Below are 18,387 nucleotides of genomic sequence, written 5' to 3' on the forward strand. Positions count from 1 at the left end.
AAGCCGCCGTGCGCAAGTCGTCCGACAATGGCCGTCGAGCCCGGTGATCGAGGTGGCGCCGGCCGCGTCCGGCCAGCTCGCCGCGCGTACGCCGAGAAAACCTTTGTACGCAGCGAAAACAGGCGACCACATTGGTGGGATGTTCGAGCCTCGACCGGCGTTCGCGGCCGTTCGACATTATCGACACTCTGTGAGAACCGCGTTCGCAGATTGAAGTTGGCCGCGCGGCTTGGCGTCTGTCGTTACAGTGCTGGGATGCAGACACGCACTGCGCGGCCGCGCACCCTGAGCCGGCCGGCCATCCAGGCGGCAGCCCGCCGCATCGTGGACACCGAAGGACTCGCGGCGCTGACGTTGCGCCGGGTGGCGCAGGAGGTGAACACCGGTCAGGCCTCGCTCTACCGGCACATCGCCGACCGGGACGAGATGCTCCAACTGCTGGTCGACGAGTTCGCCGCGAGTTATCCGCTGGAATCCGGACGCGGTGGCGCCGAACAACGGCTGATCCGCCAGTGGCGGCTCACGCACGACCACCTCGCCGGGCATCGCTGGGTCGTCGAGATCGTCGCGGAAGGCAACATCTCCGCGGCCAGTTCCGACGAGCTGAGCCAACACAACCGTTCGCTGTTGGTCGCCGCCGGCGTCGCCGCGAGCCAGTCCGCGAAAGCCGAACGCGCGTTGTGGAGCCTGACCATCGGCTATCTGCTCAACGAGCGCGGTGCCTCTGACGGCGACTACAACTGGGCCCTCACTCGATTGGTACGAGGACTTCTCGGTTAGCTGGGTCCAACTTTTGTTGGAGTCGCGATACCTGAGGTGTCAGCCGGATAACCCGCAGGAGTGAACGCGGATCGGCGTCCGTCGCGGGACGCCGATCCGGTCGGCCGCTCCGTAGTTTTCCGGCATGACCTCAGCAGCCATTGCCGCGCCGGTGCGAATGCCGGTCGGTGCGCGGGACCGTTTCGTCGACGTCCTCCGCGTCTTCGCGATTCTCGCGGTCGTCGTGCAGCACTGGGCCCTGCCGGCGATGCAGTTCCGGGACGGCCAGATGATCGTCGGCAGCGCGCTGCAGTCGCCTGGCGCGCAGGCGGTCACCTGGCTCAGCCAGATCATGCCGCTGTTCTTTTTCGCCGGCGGCGCGGCAAACGTGAGCAGCTGGCGGGCGTCGGCCGGCACGGCGAGCTCGTGGCTGGCCGTACGACTCGGCCGGCTCAGCTTTCCGGTGCTGGCCGTCTGTGCACTGTGGATCCCGTTGCCATACTTCCTTGCCATGCTCGGAACACCGGCCGACCCGATCGCCGAGGCCACCATGTGGGTCGCGCGGGTGTTGTGGTTTTTGCCGGTCTATCTGCTGTGTGTGGTGCTGACGCCTTTGCTGGCTCGGTTGGACGGCCGTCGTACGGTGCAGGTGCTCGTCGCCTTGGTCGTCGCCGTCGCGGTCGTCGACGTGGCACGGATGACGATCGCCGAGCCGATCGGCTATCTCAACTTCCTCTTCGTCTGGCTGGCCGTGCATCAGGTCGGCGTCCTGTACGCCAACGGCCAGTTGCGTTTCCTGACACCGATGCGTGCCGCCGGTTGCGCGGTCGTCGCGTACGCGCTGCTGGCCGCGATGACCTTCGGCGGACCGTATCCGGTGCTGATGCTCGGGATTCCCGGCGCCGGCCCGTCCAACCAGGCACCGCCGACGTTGGCGATTTTGGTGCTGTCCGCCGGACTTCTCGCGCTGGCGTTCGCCGTGCGGCCAGGACTCCTGCGACTGAGCCAAAAACCGCGCGTACGCGCGCTGGTCGACGCGGTTTCACCGCGGATGATGACGATCTACCTCTGGCACATGACCGCGTTGATGGCCGGCGCCGGGATCGTCGTGGTGGCGATGGGCTTCTCGACGCCGGCCGGCCTCGGGCTCGGCTGGTGGCTGAGCCTGCCGGTGTGGATCGGCCTGTTGGCCGCGTTGGCGGTGCCGCTGATCCAGGTTTTCGGTCGGCTGGAACGGATCCGGATGCCCCGTACACCGGCCGCGGTCGGTCCGGTCCGGGTGTCGGTGGCGGCCGCCCTGATCGGCGCCGGCCTGGTCGGCATCATGGCCGGCACGTACGCGCCGACGCCGGTGCCGTTGATCGCGACAGCGTCACTGACCGCCGGTCTGGTCGTGTTGAACCGAGCCGGCACGGCGGCGAGGGTGACGCCGGAACGCCACCCTCACCAGCCGGTCAGCAGTTGACGAGCTCCGGCGACTGGTTGAGCAGCTGGGCGCGTACGGAGGTGAACGTGCGCAACGCGTCGTCGGCGGACTGGTCGGTGGGGAAGGCGGCGACCCGGTGGCAGTTCTGGAAGGCAAGCCGCACGCCGAAATGCCGCTCCAGCGCGCCGCGGATCGCGTCACTGGCCAATGCGCGCAGCAGCTGGCCGCGAGCCTTCTCGGTCGGCGGTTCCAGCTGGTTGTCCGCGAAGGGACGGCCCTGCGCGGTGTTGCCGGCGGTCAGGTCGCCGGCGACCCGCTCCACCACTTCGTACGCGTACGGCAGGGATTCCCTGATGCACGCGACGAAATCGGTGTCGTCGACCGGGCCGGCCTCGGCACGTTCGAGCAGCTCCGGCGAAACAGTCAGTGACATGAACTCCCCTTCGACAGTGTTGCCAGACATTTGGGTATGAAACCCATTCTCATCTTGGGGGAAAACGTCACTCAACGTCAAGAGGCAATGCTGCCGCGTAGCCGCGCCGTCTCGGTCTCGTCGAGGACATAACTGGCCGGTGGCCGCACCAGCGCGTCCGGTTCGCCGACGTAGGAGATGGCAACACCATACGCGTCGCGTGCCGCCTCGATGGACACGTAACCGTTGACGACATCGTCCAGAACTGCGGTTATGTCCCGCGCGTATGGATCGCCGAAACCGCCGCCGCCAGGCATCGCGAGCAGCACCTCGTCGTCCGGTGCCAGTGCGACGAGTTGCTTGGCGGGTAACGGTTTTCCGGTGCCGGACGTCAGCGTCCCGGTGGCACCGGGACCGCCGCCGGACGCGCCTTGGGCGGCGAACCGGATGCGATCGACGTTCGCATTCACGGACCACAGTGTGTCCGTACCGCAGCTGACACGCAAGACCTGGCCGAGTCCGCCGCGATACGTTCCGGCGCCGCCGGAGTCGGTGCGCAGTTCGCGGCGGTGATGCCGGATCGGTGTCAAGGTTTCGATGACTTCGGTCGGCGCGGCGCGTACGCCGGTGGGGAAGCCGGTGGTGGACAGGCCGTCCTTCACCGCACGCGCGCCGGAGCCGCCGGCGTGAAAAGTGGTCAAAGTAAATGGATCCGTGCCATCGGCTTGGCCGCGCCATACGCACATCCACAATGCGTCGGCGCTGTGCGCCAGCAACTTTCCGGGCAGAGCCGGCGCCAGCGCGGAGAAGATCAGGCTCGGCAGGAAATGCCCGACCAGATGGCGGGACGCGACCGCCGCCGGTGGCCGGCAGTTGAGCACCGAACCCTCCGGCGCGGTCACCTCGACCGGCCGGAACGAGCCGGCGTTGTGTGGCACGTCCGGCGCGATCGCCGCTTTGATGGCGAAAGAGGCGTACGCGCGCGTGTAGTTGAGCACGACGTTGACGCCGTGCCGGCTTTGCGGGGAACTGCCGGCGAAATCCAGCAGGATGCGGCGACCGGAAATCGTTACTGTCACCGCCAGCCGCAGCGTTTCCTCGCCGAAACCATCGGTTTCCAGCTCGCTCGCGTACGTGCCGTCGGGCATCGCCTCGAGCGCGTCTGCCAGTGCCTGCTCCGAACGATCCATGATCTGGGCGGCGATAGGGTCGATCGAGTCGAGCTCAAGCTCGTCCATCAGCCGCAGCAGGCTGGCCGCGCCGACGTCGTTTCCGGCCACCTGCGCGTAGATGTCGCCGATCGTCTCGTCGGGGGTGCGTACGTTGGCGCGGATCAGCTCGACCAGGCTGGCGTCGGGCTCGCCGGCGCGGTAGAGCTTCATGATCGGAAGTCGCAGCCCTTCCTCGAAAACCTCGGTCGCCGAGGCGGACAGGATCCGGCCGCCGATGTCGGGAGAGTGGCAGCAGCTGGCAAACCAGGCGACCAGCCGGCCGTCACGGAACACCGGCGTCGCGATGGTGATGTCGTTGATCTGGCCGGCGGTCATCCACGGGTCGTTGGTGATCAGTACGTCGCCGTGCTCGACACCGTCCGGTCCGTGCCGTGCCACGATGTGCGCCATGCCGGTGGCGATCGCGTTGATGTGGCCAGGAGTGCCGCCGACCGACTGCGCCACCATCGCGCCGGCCGAGTCGAAGGCGGCGCAGGCCAGGTCGAGAGATTCCCTGACCACCGGCGAAAACGCGGTGTTGACCAGCGCGTTTTGCTGCTCTGCCAGGAGGGAGGCGAGCCGGTTGGCCACGATCGGCACCAGGATCGGCAACGGTGCGGTCATGCCGTCCACTCCACCAACAGGCTGCCGTCGGCGCGACCGGTGCAGCGCGCGCCAGGCGGCACGACCACGGTCGACTCTCGTTCCTCGACCAAAGCCGGTCCGTCGACCACGAAACCGGCGGTGATCCGATAGCGGTCGAAGACCGGAGTGTCGGAAAAGCCACCGAGCGCGGAAAAGTACGCCGGCCGGCTGCCTTTTCGCGGGTCGGTGCCGACAGCCGGCGGGTCGACGCGCAACCGGAGCGACTGCTCCGGCCGTGGACCGCTCGCGACCACCCGCCAGGTCAGCACCTCCACCGGGACGTCCGGTCCGACGCGGCCATAGCGCTGCCGGTATTCCCGATGGAAAGCCGAAACCAGGCCGTCCGGCCAGTCGTCGCCGGTGACCGGTACGCGCAGCTCGCTGCCTTGTCCGGTATAGCGCAGGTCAGCGAACCGTTGGTAGGTCACGCTTTCGGCCGGCACGCCGGAGTCGGCGAGCAGCCGCCGGCCGTCGTTTTCCATGCCGGCGAAGATGTTTCGCACGACGCCGGCGTCGAAGGCGTCCAGCCGGCCGCCGGCCGAGTGGGCGAAGTCGAAAGCCAGTGGCGCGGTCAGAAAGCCGACCGAGCTGAGCACGCCGGCGGCCGGCGGCACGATCACCTGTCGCGACCCGAGCGCCGCCGCGACACCGGCGGCGTGCACCGGACCGGCGCCGCCGAATGCCACCAGCGGCAGTTTTCCCGGATCCTGGCCACGTTCGGCCGTGTGGACGCGCGCCGCGTTGGCCATGTCCTCGTTGACCAACGCGTGGACTCCCCATGCGGCGTCCACAGTGGACAGTCCGAGCGGCTCGGCGACGTGGGTGCGTACGGCGTTCGTCGCCGCCTCGACGTCGAGCTCCATGTCGCCGCCGAGGAAATAGCGAGGATCCAGATATCCCAGCAACAGATCGGCATCCGTGACGGTCGGCCGGTCGCCGCCGCGGCCATAGCAGGCCGGTCCCGGTGCCGAGCCGGCCGACTCCGGTCCGACCGCCAGCAGGCCGAGCGCGTTGGTCCTGGCCAGCGAACCGCCACCGACACCGATCTCGATCATGTCGATGACCGGCACCTTGACCGGCAGGCCGGAGCCGGGACGCAGCCGGTATCGGCGGTCCACCTCGAAAGTGTGCGTCACCAGCGGGGCACCGTCCTGCACGACGCACAACTTCGCGGTCGTACCGCCCATGTCGAAGGCCAGCAGGTCCGGATGTCCAGCAGCGGCACCGAATGCGGCCGCCGCGAGCGCTCCGCCGGCCGGTCCCGACTCGAGCATCCGGATCGGATGTCGCGCGGCGGTGTCCACTGTGGCCACCCCGCCGTTGGACAGCATGATGTGTGGCTCTGGACCAATCCCGACCGCGGCGGTGCGCTCGCGCAGGTCGGTCAGATAGCGTTCGGCCAGATCGCGGACATACACGTTCGCGACCGTCGTCGAGGACCGCTCGTACTCTCGGATCTCTGGTACGACGTCACTGGAAATCGCCACCCGCAGCCGCGGCGCCACCCGCCGGATGATCTGCGCGGCCTGCCGTTCGTGCTCGGGATTGGCGTAACTGTGCAGGAAACACACCGCGACGGCGGTGACGCCGTGCCGCGCCAAGTCATGCGCGAGCATCTGCACGTGCATCCCGTCCAGCGGAAGCGCGACCGTGCCGTCGGCCAGAACCCGTTCTGGCACACCGAAACGCAGATATCGCGGCACGAGAGGCAGCGGCCGCTCGATCATGAGATCGTATAGCTCGTACCGATGTTCGCGCGCCATCTCCAGCACGTCCCGGAAACCCGCGGTGGTGAGCAGTGCCGTGACCGAACCGGTCCGTTCGATCAGGGCGTTGGTTATCAACGTGGTTCCGTGCACGAGTTGGCCGATTGCCGCAACGTCCACGCCGGGTTTGCCGATAGTCTCGAGGAGGGCCTGTTCGACACCACGCGCCGGCTGGTCGGCCGTGGTCAGCACCTTGCGTACCGCGACGATCCCCGTTGAGTCCACAGCGGCCAGATCGGTGAACGTGCCGCCAATGTCCACACCGGTCCGCAGCGCGCCGCTTGGTGCACTGTTCGGCATCGGCGGGTGACCTCCGGTGGCAATGGATTACGCTGACGACGCTATCGATCGTCCGACGATTCGACAATAGGACTGTCAGTCATCGGAGGAGTTCCACAGGTTGGGATGGGGCCATGATCGGGAACAACAGCTCCCTGTCGATCCGGCAGATCGCCGAGCTGCGCGCCGTGTACGACCGGGAGAGCACCGCGAGCCGGGTGGCGGCCGCGATCCGCGAGCAGATCGTGGAAGGCGTGATCGCGCCAGGCAGCCAGCTGGTCGAGGAACACATGTGCTCGGCGCTGCGGGTTTCCCGAAGTACGTTGCGCGAGGCCTTCGCGCAGCTCCAGCGTGACCGGTTGGTCGTGCACGAGCTCAACCGCGGTGTGTTCGTACGCGAGCTGACCGCCTCGGACATCGTCGACCTCTACCGGACACGCCGGCTGATCGAGTGCTCCGCCGTACGGGAGGCGCAGGAGGTGCCGGTCGTCGTGCTGCGCGACATGCGCGCGGCGATCGAGGCCGGCCGGATCGCGATGCGCGCCGAGCGCTGGCGCGAGGTCGCGGCCGCCAGCATCCGCTTCCACCAGGCGCTGGTCGGGCTGGCGCACAGCGAGCGCGTCGACGAGATCATGCGCCAGGTGATGGCCGAGTTTCGGCTCGCGTACGCGGTGATGAAGGACCCGCGGATGTATCACGAGCCCTATCTGGCCAGGCATCCGGCGATCCTGGAGGCGCTCGGCCACGGTGACCTGCTGCGTGCGGAGACGCTGCTGCGCCGCTATCTGGACGACGCCGAGGCGCAGGTGCTGCGCGCTTTCGGCCCGCCGCGCTACTTGTGAGGTTGTCCGGCGATCCCTAGATGATCTATTCCAAGGGTCGCACCCGCCGGGTCGTCAGGAGGGCGTGTGTTGTTGATCATGGGGTTTTCGCGTATGTCAAGCTCAAAAAGTGCGTCACAGCCCCATGAGCAACTCGGACAGGCCGTGGCGTCCCGGCAGGTGGCGAGACGAACTCTATGTGGGACCGATAAGCACCTGTAACGCTAAATGTCCGCCTTGCGGTGTTCATGGTTGGCGCGAAAGCCGATTTACTGGCGTTGGACGCAAGAAAACGGCTTCACTCCCACCTGGCCGCCGCTCGTGTGACTGAAGTGACTGTTGAGGCGAGCAATGCTGTTGTGACTCATGTGGGTTGGCTTGCTCGTTGCCCCTGATTCGAGCTTTCCTCGACCGCGACGGCGTCCAGCAATCGGGCACCAAGTCAAGTACGCAAGCTACCCCCCAGCCCTTTGAATAGATCGTCTAGTGGCCCGAGTCCGAGTCGGGACACTAGGTTCGTCGGACATGAGTGCCGCAGAGGTCGATCCGCGTTTGTTGCGCAGGGTAGTCGTCGGCGCCACGGTCGGCAGCATCGTCGAGTGGTTCGACGTCGCCGTCTACGCGTACCTCGTCGTGGTCATCGGTGGCCAGTTCTTTCCTTCACACGATCCGACAGTGTCGACGCTGTCGTCGCTGGCGACTTTCGGGATCACCTTCCTGATCCGGCCGGTCGGCGGCATCTTCTTCGGCCATCTCGGCGACCGGATCGGCCGGCAGCGGACGCTCGCCGCGGTCATCCTGCTGGTCTCCGGCGCCACGTTCCTGATCGGCGTGCTGCCGACGTACGCGACCGTCGGCGCGCTCGCGCCGATCCTGCTCGTCGTACTCCGGCTCGCTCAGGGTTTCTCGGCCGGCGGCGAGCTGTCCGGCGCGTCGGCGTTCGTCGCCGAGTACGCGCCGGCCGGCCGCCGCGGCTATCTCACCAGCTGGGTCGAATTCGGTGCCATCGCTGGCTTTCTGCTCGGCTCGGCGCTGACGCTGCTGCTCAACGTGGTGCTGTCGGACCCGGCGATGAGCAGCGTCGGCTGGCGCGTCCCGTTCCTGCTGGCCGCGCCGCTCGGCGTCATCGGCTGGTATATCCGCAGCAGGCTGCAGGAGACGCCGGAGTTCGTCGCGCTGGTGGAAAGCGGTCAGCGCTCGCCGTCACCGCTGCTGGAGTCGCTTCGGCACAACTGGCGGGAAATCCTGCGGACGGCCGGGATCGCGCTGGTGCAGAACGCCGCCCTGTACGTGATCGTCACATACATGCCGACATATTTCACCAACACCCTCAAATACTCGCGCATCGAGGCGCCGACGGCGGTGCTCATCACGATGGTGGTGATCGTCGCGCTGATCCCGCCGCTCGGCGCGCTGTCCGACCGCGTCGGCCGCAAGCCGATGCTGGCCGCGTCCTGCATCGGCCTCATCGCGTTGTCGTATCCGATGTTCGCATTGATGAACGCCGGCAACTTCGTGCTCGCGACGGCCGCCTTGGTGGTGCTCGGCGCGTTGCTGGCGACTTTCCTGTCGACAACGCTGATCGCGATGAACGAGCTGTTCGCGACGCGCGTACGCTATGGCGGTTTTTCCGTCGGCTACAACGTTTCGGTGTCGTTGTTCGGCGGAACGGCGCCGTTCCTGGTCGCGCTTCTGGTCGCCGGCACCGGCAACCCGGCCGCGCCGGCGTTCTACATCATCGCGTCGGCGGTCGTCACCCTCGCGGTGATCCTCACGTTGACCGAGTCGGCACGGATGGCAAGGCTCGCTTGACAGGCCCTAACGATCCGTACTGGCGATCTCATCACCGGGGTGCGGGTTTGGCGCCAGGTTGGCCGGACCGCCGAGGACCGCGGCGCTGTCCGGCAGATAGTCCTGCAGGACCGCCGGGGTCAGGCCGGCCGCCTTGATCCGGTGCAGCAGGTTGGTGAAGCCGGTGACGAAGTCGTCCTGGAAATGCAGCAGGATGATGTCGCCAGGATGGAACTTCGGCGGTCCAGGCCGGAGGAACTGGATTTTCTGGCCATGTACGTTTTCCCACCACAGCACCAGATAGCGCAGCTTGCACGACTGCATCGCCTTCAGGGTGTCGGCGTTGAAGGCGCGATAGCCGTACGGTGGACGGAAAAGGTTGGGCCGGTGGCCGAACATCGTCTGGTATTTGCCGGGGACCGAGCAGATCTCCTGCCGCTGCTTGCGCTCCGGCAGGTTGTTGAGCTGGTAGTGGTCCTCGGTGTGGTCTTCCATCGCGATGCGGTGCTGGCGCAGCCGGTTGAAAAACGCCGGCTCACAGGACGCGACGCCGCCGATCAGGAAGACGGTGACCGGCACGTTGGCCTTGCGCAGCAGCGCCTCGGTGCGCGGGTCGCGGTTGGCGCCGTCGTCGATGGTGATGAAGACCACCGGCAGCCGCGTCGGGATGCCGCGGATCACGATGGCTTTCGGTGCGAAGTTGGGCCGCGGTCCGGCACCGAGCCATTCCGCGTCCGTACGCACCGGCACGACCTCCGGCTTGGGCGGCGGGTCGAAGGTCGGCAGCTGGGGGAGGGCCAGGGTGACCGGCTTCTTGCCGCGCGGATCGCGGCGGCCGCAGTAGTTCTGGGAGATGGCGCGCTGCACCGCCGGCGCGACGGCCGGCGGTGTCCCGGCCAGACTGGTCGGTGTGGTCGGCGAGGACGACGGACCGGTCGTGACGCAGCCGACCACCAACACGCACATGATGCAGGCGATGGCAACGCTGATCCGCCGGCCGAGCACCCCCCGTGCCTCCATTTCACTTGTCTGACGAGAACGCGAACAACAGATAGACGCCCGACGCCACCTCAATGGTTGCGTCCGTTGCAGAATTGTTGCCGAGGACTTCCGGGCGCCTTTCGCCGGGGCCGCAACGAAACGGAGGGGCCGTGACGATCCGCATCGCGGAGCTTACGGATCCGGTGGAGCACCAGGCCGTGGCCACGCTCTTCCAGCGCATTTGGCGAGATCCGCAGCTGCCGGTGGATCCGCCGATGTTGCGTGCGTTGTCCCACGCCGGCAACTACGTTTCCGGTGCGTACGCTGGCGAGGAGCTGGTCGGCGCCGCGGTCGCTTTCCTCGGCATTGACAATGCCGTTACCGACCGGCCGCACCTTCATTCCCACATTACCGGGGTGCTCTCCGGTCATCGTGCCAGTGGGGTGGGATATGCGCTGAAACAGCACCAAAGGAGCTGGTCGCTGGACCGCGGGATCGGCCGCGTGTGCTGGACGTACGACCCGTTGGTGCGACGAAATGCTTACTTCAACTTTCACAAACTCGGGGCCGAACCGGTGGAATACCTGCCGGATTTTTATGGCCACATGGCGGATGGCATAAACGCCGGCGATCTGAGTGACCGGATGTACATCAGCTGGGACCTTTCCGCTCCGCGCGCGGTCGCCGCGGCGAACGGTGTCGTCAGCGATGTGGAGCTGGCCGGCGCCGCCGTACGGCTCGACCATGATGGCGACGCGCCGGGAAAACTGCGCCGGGTCGGCTCAGGTCCGGTGCTGGTGGCGATTCCGGCGGACATCGAGAAACTCCGCGGCAGTGCGCCGGAAGTGGCCAGCGCGTGGCGGCTGGCCGTACGCGAGGCGATGGTTGGCTGTTTCGCGGAAGGGCGGCGCGTGGTCGGCGTGGCCAGGGACGGTTGGTATGTGATGTCGGGACGAAACGAGGCGGCACAATGAAAATCGCCGGGATCGAGCTGCGCCGGATCGCGATGCCGCTGGTGGCACCGTTTCGCACTTCTTTCGGCACCGAGACCGAGCGCGACGTGCTGTTGGTCCGGGTCGACGCCGGCGACGCGGAGGGCTGGGGTGAGTGCGTCGCCATGTCCGAGCCGCTCTATTCGTACGAGCACGTGGACGGCGCGGCCGAGCTGATCCGGCGGTTTCTGGCACCGGCACTGGCCGCCGCGCCGGCCGTGGACGCATACGCGGTCGACGAGATCTTCCAGCCGTACAAAGGCCATCCGATGGCCAAGACGGCGGTCGAGATGGCCGTGCTGGACGCGCAGCTGAGAATCGCCGGCATGTCTTTTGGTGGCTTTCTCGGCGCGGTACGTGACCGCGTGCCGGCCGGTGTGTCGGTCGGCATCATGGACACGGTGCCGCAGCTGCTGGCCGCGGTGGAGGGTTATCTGGCCGCCGGCTATCTGCGTATCAAGCTGAAAATCGAGCCGGGCTGGGACCTCGAGCCGGTCAGGGCCGTACGCGAGAGATTCGGTCCGGACATCCTCCTGCAGGTGGACGCGAACACCGCCTACACGCTGGCCGATGCCCGCCATCTGGCCAGACTCGACCCGTACGATCTCCTGCTGATCGAGCAGCCGTTGCCGGAAGACGACCTGCGCGGCCACGCGGAGCTGGCCAAGGTGATGCGTACGCCAGTATGCCTGGACGAGTCGATCACCTCGGCCAGGGCCGCGGCCGACGCCATCGCGCTCGGCGCCTGCTCGGTGGTGAACATCAAACCGGGCCGGGTCGGCGGCTATCTGGAGGCACGGCGAGTGCACGACGTGTGCGCCGCGAACGGCGTTCCGGTCTGGTGCGGCGGCATGCTGGAAACCGGCCTCGGCCGGGCCGCCAACGTCGCGCTCGCCGCGCTGCCGGGTTTCGTCCTGCCCGGTGACACCTCGGCCTCCGACCGCTATTACCGCGCCGACATCACCGCGCCCTTCGTGCTGGAGGACGGCCACGTACGCGTGCCGACGGCCGCCGGTCTCGGCGTCGAGATCGACACCGCGCAGCTCGCCGATCGTACGACCGCCACCGAGTGGATTCCGTTTTCCTAGCAGCGATGGGACAATCCTGGCGATGACCGACTCACTGCCCGAAGACCCCTTTCACCGCCGGCTGCACCACGTCGCGCCGGCGATGTTTTCCACCGATACGGCGCAGACCGGCGGCATGCGCCGGGTCGAGGCGATCAGCGGCAAGTCGGTCGGCTCGCGCAACCTGTGGATGGGGCAGACGCACGTCGCGGCGGCGACCAGGTCGGCCAACCACCACCACGGCCACTCCGAGACGGCGATCTACGTGGTCAGCGGCCATCCGGTCTTCGTGTTCGCGGACATCGACGGCGACGATCCGGGCCGCGAGATCCGGCTGGAAACCCGGCCCGGCGACTACGTTTTCGTGCCGCCGTACGTGCCGCACCGCGAGGAGAACCCGGATCCGGACGAGGAGGCCGTGGTGGTCATCGCGCGGACGACCCAGGAGGCGATCGTGGTCAATCTGCCCGATCTGTCCTGGCGATCAATCAGCGGCTGACGCTCTGGCGCGGCCGGTGCCGATCGGCTACCGTCGGTCGCATGCCATTGCTGGTTGCTCGTCGCTATGTCGACTACATGCGACTTTGCAGCACAGCGTGTCGCCTGTCCGGCTGAGTTCTCATTGACCGGTTCCGGCATTCACCTCGCACGCCGGATTATGCAGACAGGTGGCTGAATTGACGACTCTTCGCGCGCTCCCGCCGGCCACCGGCGCGTGGCGGCCGGGGGACGCGACCGGGCGCCGGCAGTTTTTCACCGCCGGCCGGCCGCTGCAGCTGGAGTCCGGCGACTCGCTGCCGGATTTCCAGCTGGCGTACGAGACCTGGGGGACGCTCGCGGTCGACCGGTCCAACGCCGTACTGGTGCTGCACGCGCTGACCGGTGACAGCCATGTCGCTGGCCCGGCCGGCGACGGCCATCCGACGCCGGGCTGGTGGGACGGCCTGGTCGGGCCTGGTCGCGTGCTGGATCCGGCCCGGTTCTTCGTGGTGGCGCCAAACGTGCTCGGTGGGTGCCAGGGCAGCACCGGTCCGGCCTCGACGGCGCCGGACGGCGGGACGTGGGGGAGCCGGTTTCCGGCGCTGACCGTACGCGACCAGGTCGCCGCCGAGGCCGCGCTGGCCGACGCGCTCGGCATCGGCACCTGGGCGGCGGTGCTCGGCGGCTCGATGGGTGGCATGCGCGCGTTGGAGTGGGCCGTGACGCTGCCGGACCGGGTGGCGTCCGCGCTCGTACTCGCCGCGCCGGCGCAGGCCTCCGCCGAGCAGATCGCCTGGGCCTGGCCGCAGATCCGCGCGATCGAGGAGGATCCGGGCTGGCACGGCGGTGACTACCACGACCTGCCGGCCGGCGAGGGTCCACACAACGGCCTCGGCATCGCGCGCCGGATCGCGCACATCACCTATCGCAGCGAGCCGGAGCTGTCCGCTCGCTTCGGCCGGCAATACCAACATGGCGAAAATCCGCGCGACGGCGGCCGTTTCGCGGTGGAGTCGTATCTGGACCATCACGCGACCAAGCTGGTGCACCGCTTCGACGCGGCCAGCTATGTCACCCTGACCCGCACGATGAACAGCCACGACATCGGCCGCGGCCGCGGCGGCGTCGAGGCGGCGCTGCGCCGGATCACCGCTCGTACGCTGGTGGCCGGCGTCGACAGCGACCGGCTCTATCCGCTCGCGCAGCAGGCCGAGATCGCCGCCGGTGTCGGCACCGACCTGCGGGTGATCAGCTCGCCGTACGGTCACGACGCGTTCCTGATCGAGGTCGACCAGATCGCCGCCCTGCTGACCGGCCTGGTCGCCTACCAGCGCGCGAAGTCCGACCGGTAGGTGCCGGAGTTCGGGCTCGAGTCGACGCGCCGCGGTGGTGGGCCGTCGGCCACGGACGCCACGCTGGTCGTGCCGAGCACCGGCGCGAGCAGCGTCACCGACCGCAGTCTCTGTACGAGCAACGTCACCGGCCGCGCCACCAGCAGAGATGCCAGCGCGACCGCGCTGCCGAGCAGGAAGCCGGCGACCACGTCGTGCGGATAGTGCGCGCCGACGAACACCCGCGACGCGCCTTCGGCCAGCGCGAGCGGCACCGCCGCCCAGACGAGCTTGCGCCAGATGAGGATCAGCGCGACCGCTCCGGCGGCGGCGAGTACGGCGTGGTTGCTTGGAAACGACCAGTCGGCAGCGGCCGGACACGGGTCGATCGTCTGTACGCCGGCGATCGCGCGGCACGGCCGCAGCTCCTGCACGAGATCCTTCAGGACCGTACTCAGGACGTACGCGACGCCAACCGCCACGACGCCGAGAGCGACGAAGGCCATGCCACGCGCCGGACCGCGTCTGGCTCTCCACCAGGCCAGGCCGAACAGGCCGAAAATCACCAGCAAACCGAGTTGCGTGCCGATCGAGGCGGCCACCTGGACCAGGAACGGCGATTTTCCGCCTGCCTGAGCGATCCCCTGATAGAGGCCACCATCGAACCAACCGCCTGGCACCGTTGCCGCGGCCAACGCCATCTGCATGCACTCGACATTATGAATTCACCGTGCGTCCAGCATCGGTCCTCCGGTTGATCACCGTCATACCGCCGGCTTACAACGGATCCAAAACATTGTTGGTGTCGCGGCGATAGATGATCGAGCTGCGGAAGCTGACGATGTCGCGGCGGTCGCTGAGCTTGTCGACCAGAAACGCGTGCAGGTGGTCGATGTCGCGTACGGCCACGTGCACCAGGAAGTCGTCGTTGCCGGCCGTGCCGAACACGGTCAGCACCTCCGGAAGGTGGCGGACCCACTGGTGGAACGAGTCGATCACCGACCGGTTCAGCGGTCGCACCTGCACGCTGACCAGCGCCTGCACGTGCCGGTTGAGCGCGGCCAGGTCGACCTCGGCGTGATAGCCGCGGATCACGCCGCGCTGGCGCAACAGCCGCGTCCGTTCCAGACAGGTCGACGGCGCGATGCCGATCTTCTCGGCGATCTCGCGGTTGGACTGGCGCGCGTCTTCCTGTAAGTGCCGGACGATCGCCGAATCAACTTCGTCCATCGCGATCAATCTCCTCCGCTGCCGAATTATCTTCGGCAGAGCCGTCGAAACGATGGCCATCAGCTTAATCTCACTGCCATCCATCGCTCGTTGTTTGGAGGCGTACGTGGCGTGGGAGCATCAGCAGTTGGTCGTCCGCCGCGGTGAGCGGACCGGCCTGCCGGTCGCCGTCGCGATCCACTCGACCGTGCTCGGCCCGGCCGCCGGCGGCTGCCGGCTGTGGCAGTATCCGGACTGGCGTGCCGGCGTCGAGGACGTGTTGCGGCTGTCGAAGGCGATGACGTACAAGTGCGCCGTCGCCGGACTTTCCTACGGTGGCGGCAAAACAGTCATTCCGCTGCCGGCTGGCCGGGTGCTGACCACCGCCGAACGCGAGGCGGTGCTGGAAGACGCGGCCGACATCGTCGACTCGTTTGGCGGCGCCTATCTGACCGGACCGGATGTCGGCACGTCGTCGGCCGACATGGTCGTGATGCGCCGCCGTACGCCATACGCGTATTGCCTGCCGGAGAGCGAAGGCGGCACCGGATCGTCGAGCGGACCGACCGCCGTCGGCGTGCTCGCGGCGCTGCGAGCCGCCGCGCGTACGGTGCTCGGCACGGACGATCTGGCCGGACGTCGCGTCGTCATCAGCGGCTTGGGGTCGGTCGGAGCGATCGTCGCGCGATCGCTGGCCGGTGGCGCCGAGGTCGTCGTGTCCGATGTGGACGATGCCAAGCGGCGTACCGCCGAGGAACTCGATCTTTCCTGGGTGGAGCCCGAAAAGGCGCTGGCGACACCGGCCGACATCATCGTGCCGGCGGCGGTCGGCGGGGTGCTGAGTCCGGAGACGGTCGCGCGGTTGGACTGCGCTTTGGTGGTGGGACCGGCAAACAACCAGCTCACCGACGACTCGGTGGCCGGTGCGCTGGCCGGCCGCGGCATCGTGTGGGTGCCGGATTTCGTTGCCAGCGCTGGGGGAGTGATCTACACGTTGTCTCGCGAGTCGGACCGTCTCGACCACGACGGCGCGATGGCCAGAGTGGAGCGGATCGGCGACACGGTCGGCACGCTTTTGGCGCAGGCGCACGCAAACCGTTCGACCCCGCTGGCCGAGGCCATCGCGCTGGCCGACCGGAGGCTCAGCGGGTCCTGAGCATGGCGAGGGCGCCGGAAATGGCTCTGTCGAAGGCATCCGGCGCCTGGGCCGCGCGAGCCAGCACGTAGCCGCCTTGCAGCATCGCGACCAACGCGCTGGCAGTCTCGTATGCATCGAGGTTGTCGTTGATCTCGCCGGCATCCTGTGCTTGCGCGACGACCTCGGCGAGCCTTGTCTGCAGCCAGCCGATCGTCGCGTCGACCGGCTCGCGCAGCGTCGGACTCGCCACAATGTCGGGATCCTGTGTCAGGCCACCGATCTGGCAGCCGCGTAGGACGTCGCGCTCGCGGGTCAGATAGGCCTCGATGCGCCGCAATGGCGTACCAGCGCCGGAAAGGTGTCGTTCGACCTCGGCGCGCAGCTCGTCGGCGCTGCGCCGGACCGCGGCCAACGCCAGGTCGGCCTTGCCGGAGAAGTGGTGATACATGCTGCCCTGGCCGGCGCCGGCGCGCTGCTGGATGGCTTTCGGGCTGGTGCCGACATAGCCGCGTTCCCAGAGCAGCTGCCGCGTGCTCTCGATCAGCTTCTCCGCCGTGTCCATCCAGCCAGTTTACCTACCGGTAGGTACACGGATCAGGGCTCCCGGCGTGCCATGTCCGACAGCGTCCGCAGTGCGCGCAGAAAACCCTTCCGGTCGGCGGCCGGCAGCGTCGCCAGGAGTTCGTTCTCGCGCGCCTGGATGTCGGCGCGTACGGCACGGCGCAGCTGGCGGCCGGCGTCGGTGATCGCCAGCAGCCGTACCCGCCGGTCGTCCGGATCCGGTTCGCGGCTGATCAGGCCGCGGTCCTGCAGCTCGTCGAGGTAGGCGATGATCCGCGTCTTGTCGGCGCCGATCGCCTCGGCGAGCGCGGCCTGCGTGCGGATCGGGTTGTCATCCGGCCTGTCATCGAGCGCGGTGAGCACCGAGTAACCCCACATCGAGACGCCGTGCCGGTCCAGCACCGGATGCTCGGCGGCGATCAGCGACCGTACCAGCGGAGCCAGCATCGCGGCGAGGTCGGGACGCGCGTCGGTCATGTCGGTGAAGATACCTGTTGACAGATCATAAGCGCACGCACATCATAAGCGTATGCCTATTACTTCGATCGATGTCGTCGCGCTCGACGCGCAAGCCGTCCGTACCACCATCGACCTCGTTTCCCTTGCCGCCGCTGACGATTGGCGCAAGCCGACGCCATGCGAAGGTTGGACGTTGTACGGCCTCGTCGCCCACATGACCGCACAGCACTACGGCTTCGCCGCCGCCTCGACCGGCGTTGGTGAGCTGTCAGCATGGGGCTGGCGACCGCTCGGCGACGACCCGGTCGCCGCGTACCGAGCCGCTGCCGAACACGTGCTGGCGGCCTTCGCCGAAGACGGTGTGCTAGAACGGATTTTCCCGCTGCCGGAGTTTGGCGCGGAGGTCCCCGGCGCCCAGGCCGCCGGCTTCCACCTGGTCGACTACGTCGTACACGGCTGGGACGTGGCGAAAACTCTCGGCGTGTCAGTGGAATTCGCGCCAGAGGTGCTCGACGCGACGCTGGAAATCGCCAAAGCGGTGCCGGACGGCGAGATGCGCCGGGCCCCCGGCTCATCCTTCGGGCCGGTGGTGGCATATAGCGGCGGCGTCAAGCTTGACCACATCGTCGCCCTCCTTGGGCGTTCGCCTTCCTGGCGCTGACGATATTCGGCAGTGGGTCCGTGTGTGGGCCGCGGGCTGGGTAGGGGTTTAGCGGGTTGCGTTTTCTGTTTGGTGCGTTGGGAGGGTCGGGCTCTTCATTTTTGGTGCGTTTGGGGGGTGGTGGCGCCTGCGCGGCGGGCGCTCCTGCGCGGAGGGCGACCTCAAGGGGAGGGGCGCGCGGGGTTTCGTTGTTGGTTGGGTTGGGTGCGGCGTGTGCGGTTTCGTACGGCGTGTGGTCCGGTTTGTCCGTTCTCCTCCGTCGGAGTCCGGAGGATGAGCACATGTGCTCAAGCAAAGCTCGCCGACGGGGGAGAACGGACAAACCGGACCAGGAGCGTGGATGGATCGCCGGAGTTGCGGTGGCGTCCCGGTCTGCGGCGGGAAGATCCAATATGTGG

Annotated in this window: 18 protein-coding genes; 10 read left to right on the plus strand and 8 right to left on the minus strand. The window is 67.7% G+C overall.

Annotation, left to right across the window (positions count from 1 at the left end):
- The first annotated feature begins 255 nt into the window (after positions 1-255).
- Positions 256-780, plus strand: a complete 525-nt coding sequence (locus GNX95_RS03170; RefSeq protein WP_163505644.1) for a TetR/AcrR family transcriptional regulator — start codon at positions 256-258, stop codon at positions 778-780.
- Between the two features lie 124 nt (positions 781-904).
- Positions 905-2,224: an acyltransferase family protein gene (locus tag GNX95_RS03175; protein ID WP_163505645.1), complete on the plus strand. Its 1,320-nt coding sequence runs from the start codon at positions 905-907 to the stop codon at positions 2,222-2,224.
- On the opposite strand, the gene GNX95_RS03180 is transcribed toward GNX95_RS03175, so the two are convergent.
- The 3 genes from GNX95_RS03180 to GNX95_RS03190 all read right to left on the minus strand — a co-directional run bounded on the left by GNX95_RS03180 (position 2,214) and on the right by GNX95_RS03190 (position 6,519).
- The gene (locus GNX95_RS03180; RefSeq protein WP_163505646.1) at positions 2,214-2,618 is read right to left on the minus strand and encodes an SCO5389 family protein; all 405 of its coding nucleotides are present in this window, start codon (positions 2,616-2,618) and stop codon (positions 2,214-2,216) included. The genes GNX95_RS03175 and GNX95_RS03180 overlap by 11 nt on opposite strands.
- Positions 2,619-2,695: 77 nt before the next feature.
- Positions 2,696-4,432, minus strand: coding sequence for a hydantoinase B/oxoprolinase family protein (locus tag GNX95_RS03185; RefSeq protein ID WP_163505647.1), 1,737 nt, complete (start codon positions 4,430-4,432; stop codon positions 2,696-2,698).
- Positions 4,429-6,519 carry a hydantoinase/oxoprolinase family protein gene (locus tag GNX95_RS03190; protein WP_163505648.1) on the minus strand — a complete coding sequence of 697 codons (2,091 nt, stop codon included), beginning with the start codon at positions 6,517-6,519 and terminating at the stop codon, positions 4,429-4,431. The genes GNX95_RS03185 and GNX95_RS03190 overlap by 4 nt, the downstream gene beginning before the upstream one ends.
- A 113-nt stretch (positions 6,520-6,632) precedes the next feature.
- Between GNX95_RS03190 and GNX95_RS03195 the strand changes: the two genes are divergently transcribed.
- Together GNX95_RS03195 and GNX95_RS03200 are read left to right on the plus strand one after the other, a co-directional pair.
- A complete protein-coding gene (locus GNX95_RS03195; RefSeq protein ID WP_163505649.1) occupies positions 6,633-7,340 on the plus strand; it encodes a GntR family transcriptional regulator in 708 nt (235 codons plus the stop codon).
- A gap of 504 nt (positions 7,341-7,844) precedes the next feature.
- Positions 7,845-9,131 (plus strand): MFS transporter, encoded by a 1,287-nt coding sequence (locus tag GNX95_RS03200; RefSeq protein ID WP_163505650.1) that lies wholly within the window; start codon positions 7,845-7,847, stop codon positions 9,129-9,131.
- Between the two features lie 6 nt (positions 9,132-9,137).
- Here GNX95_RS03200 and GNX95_RS03205 read toward each other — a convergent pair whose 3' ends face one another.
- On the minus strand, positions 9,138-10,130 hold the full coding sequence (locus tag GNX95_RS03205; protein ID WP_163505651.1) for a polysaccharide deacetylase family protein: 993 nt from the start codon (positions 10,128-10,130) through the stop codon (positions 9,138-9,140).
- A 131-nt stretch (positions 10,131-10,261) separates the two neighbouring features.
- On the opposite strand from GNX95_RS03205, the gene GNX95_RS03210 reads away from it, so the two are divergent.
- The 4 genes from GNX95_RS03210 to metX all read left to right on the plus strand — a co-directional run bounded on the left by GNX95_RS03210 (position 10,262) and on the right by metX (position 13,982).
- Complete coding sequence (locus GNX95_RS03210; RefSeq protein ID WP_163505652.1) at positions 10,262-11,065, plus strand: GNAT family N-acetyltransferase; 804 nt, start codon at positions 10,262-10,264, stop codon at positions 11,063-11,065.
- Complete coding sequence (gene menC / locus GNX95_RS03215; protein ID WP_163505653.1) at positions 11,062-12,171, plus strand: o-succinylbenzoate synthase; 1,110 nt, start codon at positions 11,062-11,064, stop codon at positions 12,169-12,171. The genes GNX95_RS03210 and menC overlap by 4 nt, the downstream gene beginning before the upstream one ends.
- 22 nt (positions 12,172-12,193) lie before the next feature.
- Positions 12,194-12,649: a cupin domain-containing protein gene (locus GNX95_RS03220; RefSeq protein WP_163505654.1), complete on the plus strand. Its 456-nt coding sequence runs from the start codon at positions 12,194-12,196 to the stop codon at positions 12,647-12,649.
- A 178-nt stretch (positions 12,650-12,827) separates the two neighbouring features.
- The gene (gene metX / locus GNX95_RS03225) at positions 12,828-13,982 is read left to right on the plus strand and encodes a homoserine O-acetyltransferase MetX (RefSeq protein WP_163505655.1); all 1,155 of its coding nucleotides are present in this window, start codon (positions 12,828-12,830) and stop codon (positions 13,980-13,982) included.
- Here metX and GNX95_RS03230 read toward each other — a convergent pair.
- A complete protein-coding gene (locus GNX95_RS03230) occupies positions 13,955-14,668 on the minus strand; it encodes a phosphatase PAP2 family protein (RefSeq protein WP_163505656.1) in 714 nt (237 codons plus the stop codon). The genes metX and GNX95_RS03230 overlap by 28 nt on opposite strands.
- 70 nt (positions 14,669-14,738) lie before the next feature.
- Positions 14,739-15,191, minus strand: a complete 453-nt coding sequence (locus GNX95_RS03235) for an Lrp/AsnC family transcriptional regulator (RefSeq protein ID WP_163505657.1) — start codon at positions 15,189-15,191, stop codon at positions 14,739-14,741.
- A gap of 106 nt (positions 15,192-15,297) precedes the next feature.
- Between GNX95_RS03235 and GNX95_RS03240 the strand changes: the two genes are divergently transcribed.
- On the plus strand, positions 15,298-16,326 hold the full coding sequence (locus GNX95_RS03240; RefSeq protein WP_246281495.1) for a Glu/Leu/Phe/Val dehydrogenase dimerization domain-containing protein: 1,029 nt from the start codon (positions 15,298-15,300) through the stop codon (positions 16,324-16,326).
- On the opposite strand, the gene GNX95_RS03245 is transcribed toward GNX95_RS03240, so the two are convergent.
- Positions 16,313-16,870, minus strand: coding sequence for a TetR/AcrR family transcriptional regulator (locus tag GNX95_RS03245; protein ID WP_163505659.1), 558 nt, complete (start codon positions 16,868-16,870; stop codon positions 16,313-16,315). The two genes, GNX95_RS03240 and GNX95_RS03245, sit on opposite strands and share 14 nt — an antisense overlap.
- A gap of 32 nt (positions 16,871-16,902) precedes the next feature.
- A complete protein-coding gene (locus GNX95_RS03250) occupies positions 16,903-17,346 on the minus strand; it encodes a MarR family winged helix-turn-helix transcriptional regulator (protein WP_163505660.1) in 444 nt (147 codons plus the stop codon).
- 52 nt (positions 17,347-17,398) lie between these two features.
- Here GNX95_RS03250 and GNX95_RS03255 point away from each other — a divergent pair, with 52 nt between their 5' ends.
- Entirely contained in the window at positions 17,399-17,989 is a 591-nt protein-coding gene (locus tag GNX95_RS03255; protein WP_163505661.1) for a TIGR03086 family metal-binding protein, read from the plus strand.
- The last annotated feature ends 398 nt before the right edge of the window (positions 17,990-18,387 follow it).

It is taken from the genome of Fodinicola acaciae (assembly GCF_010993745.1).
In the GTDB taxonomy this organism is placed as follows: domain Bacteria; phylum Actinomycetota; class Actinomycetes; order Mycobacteriales; family HKI-0501; genus Fodinicola; species Fodinicola acaciae.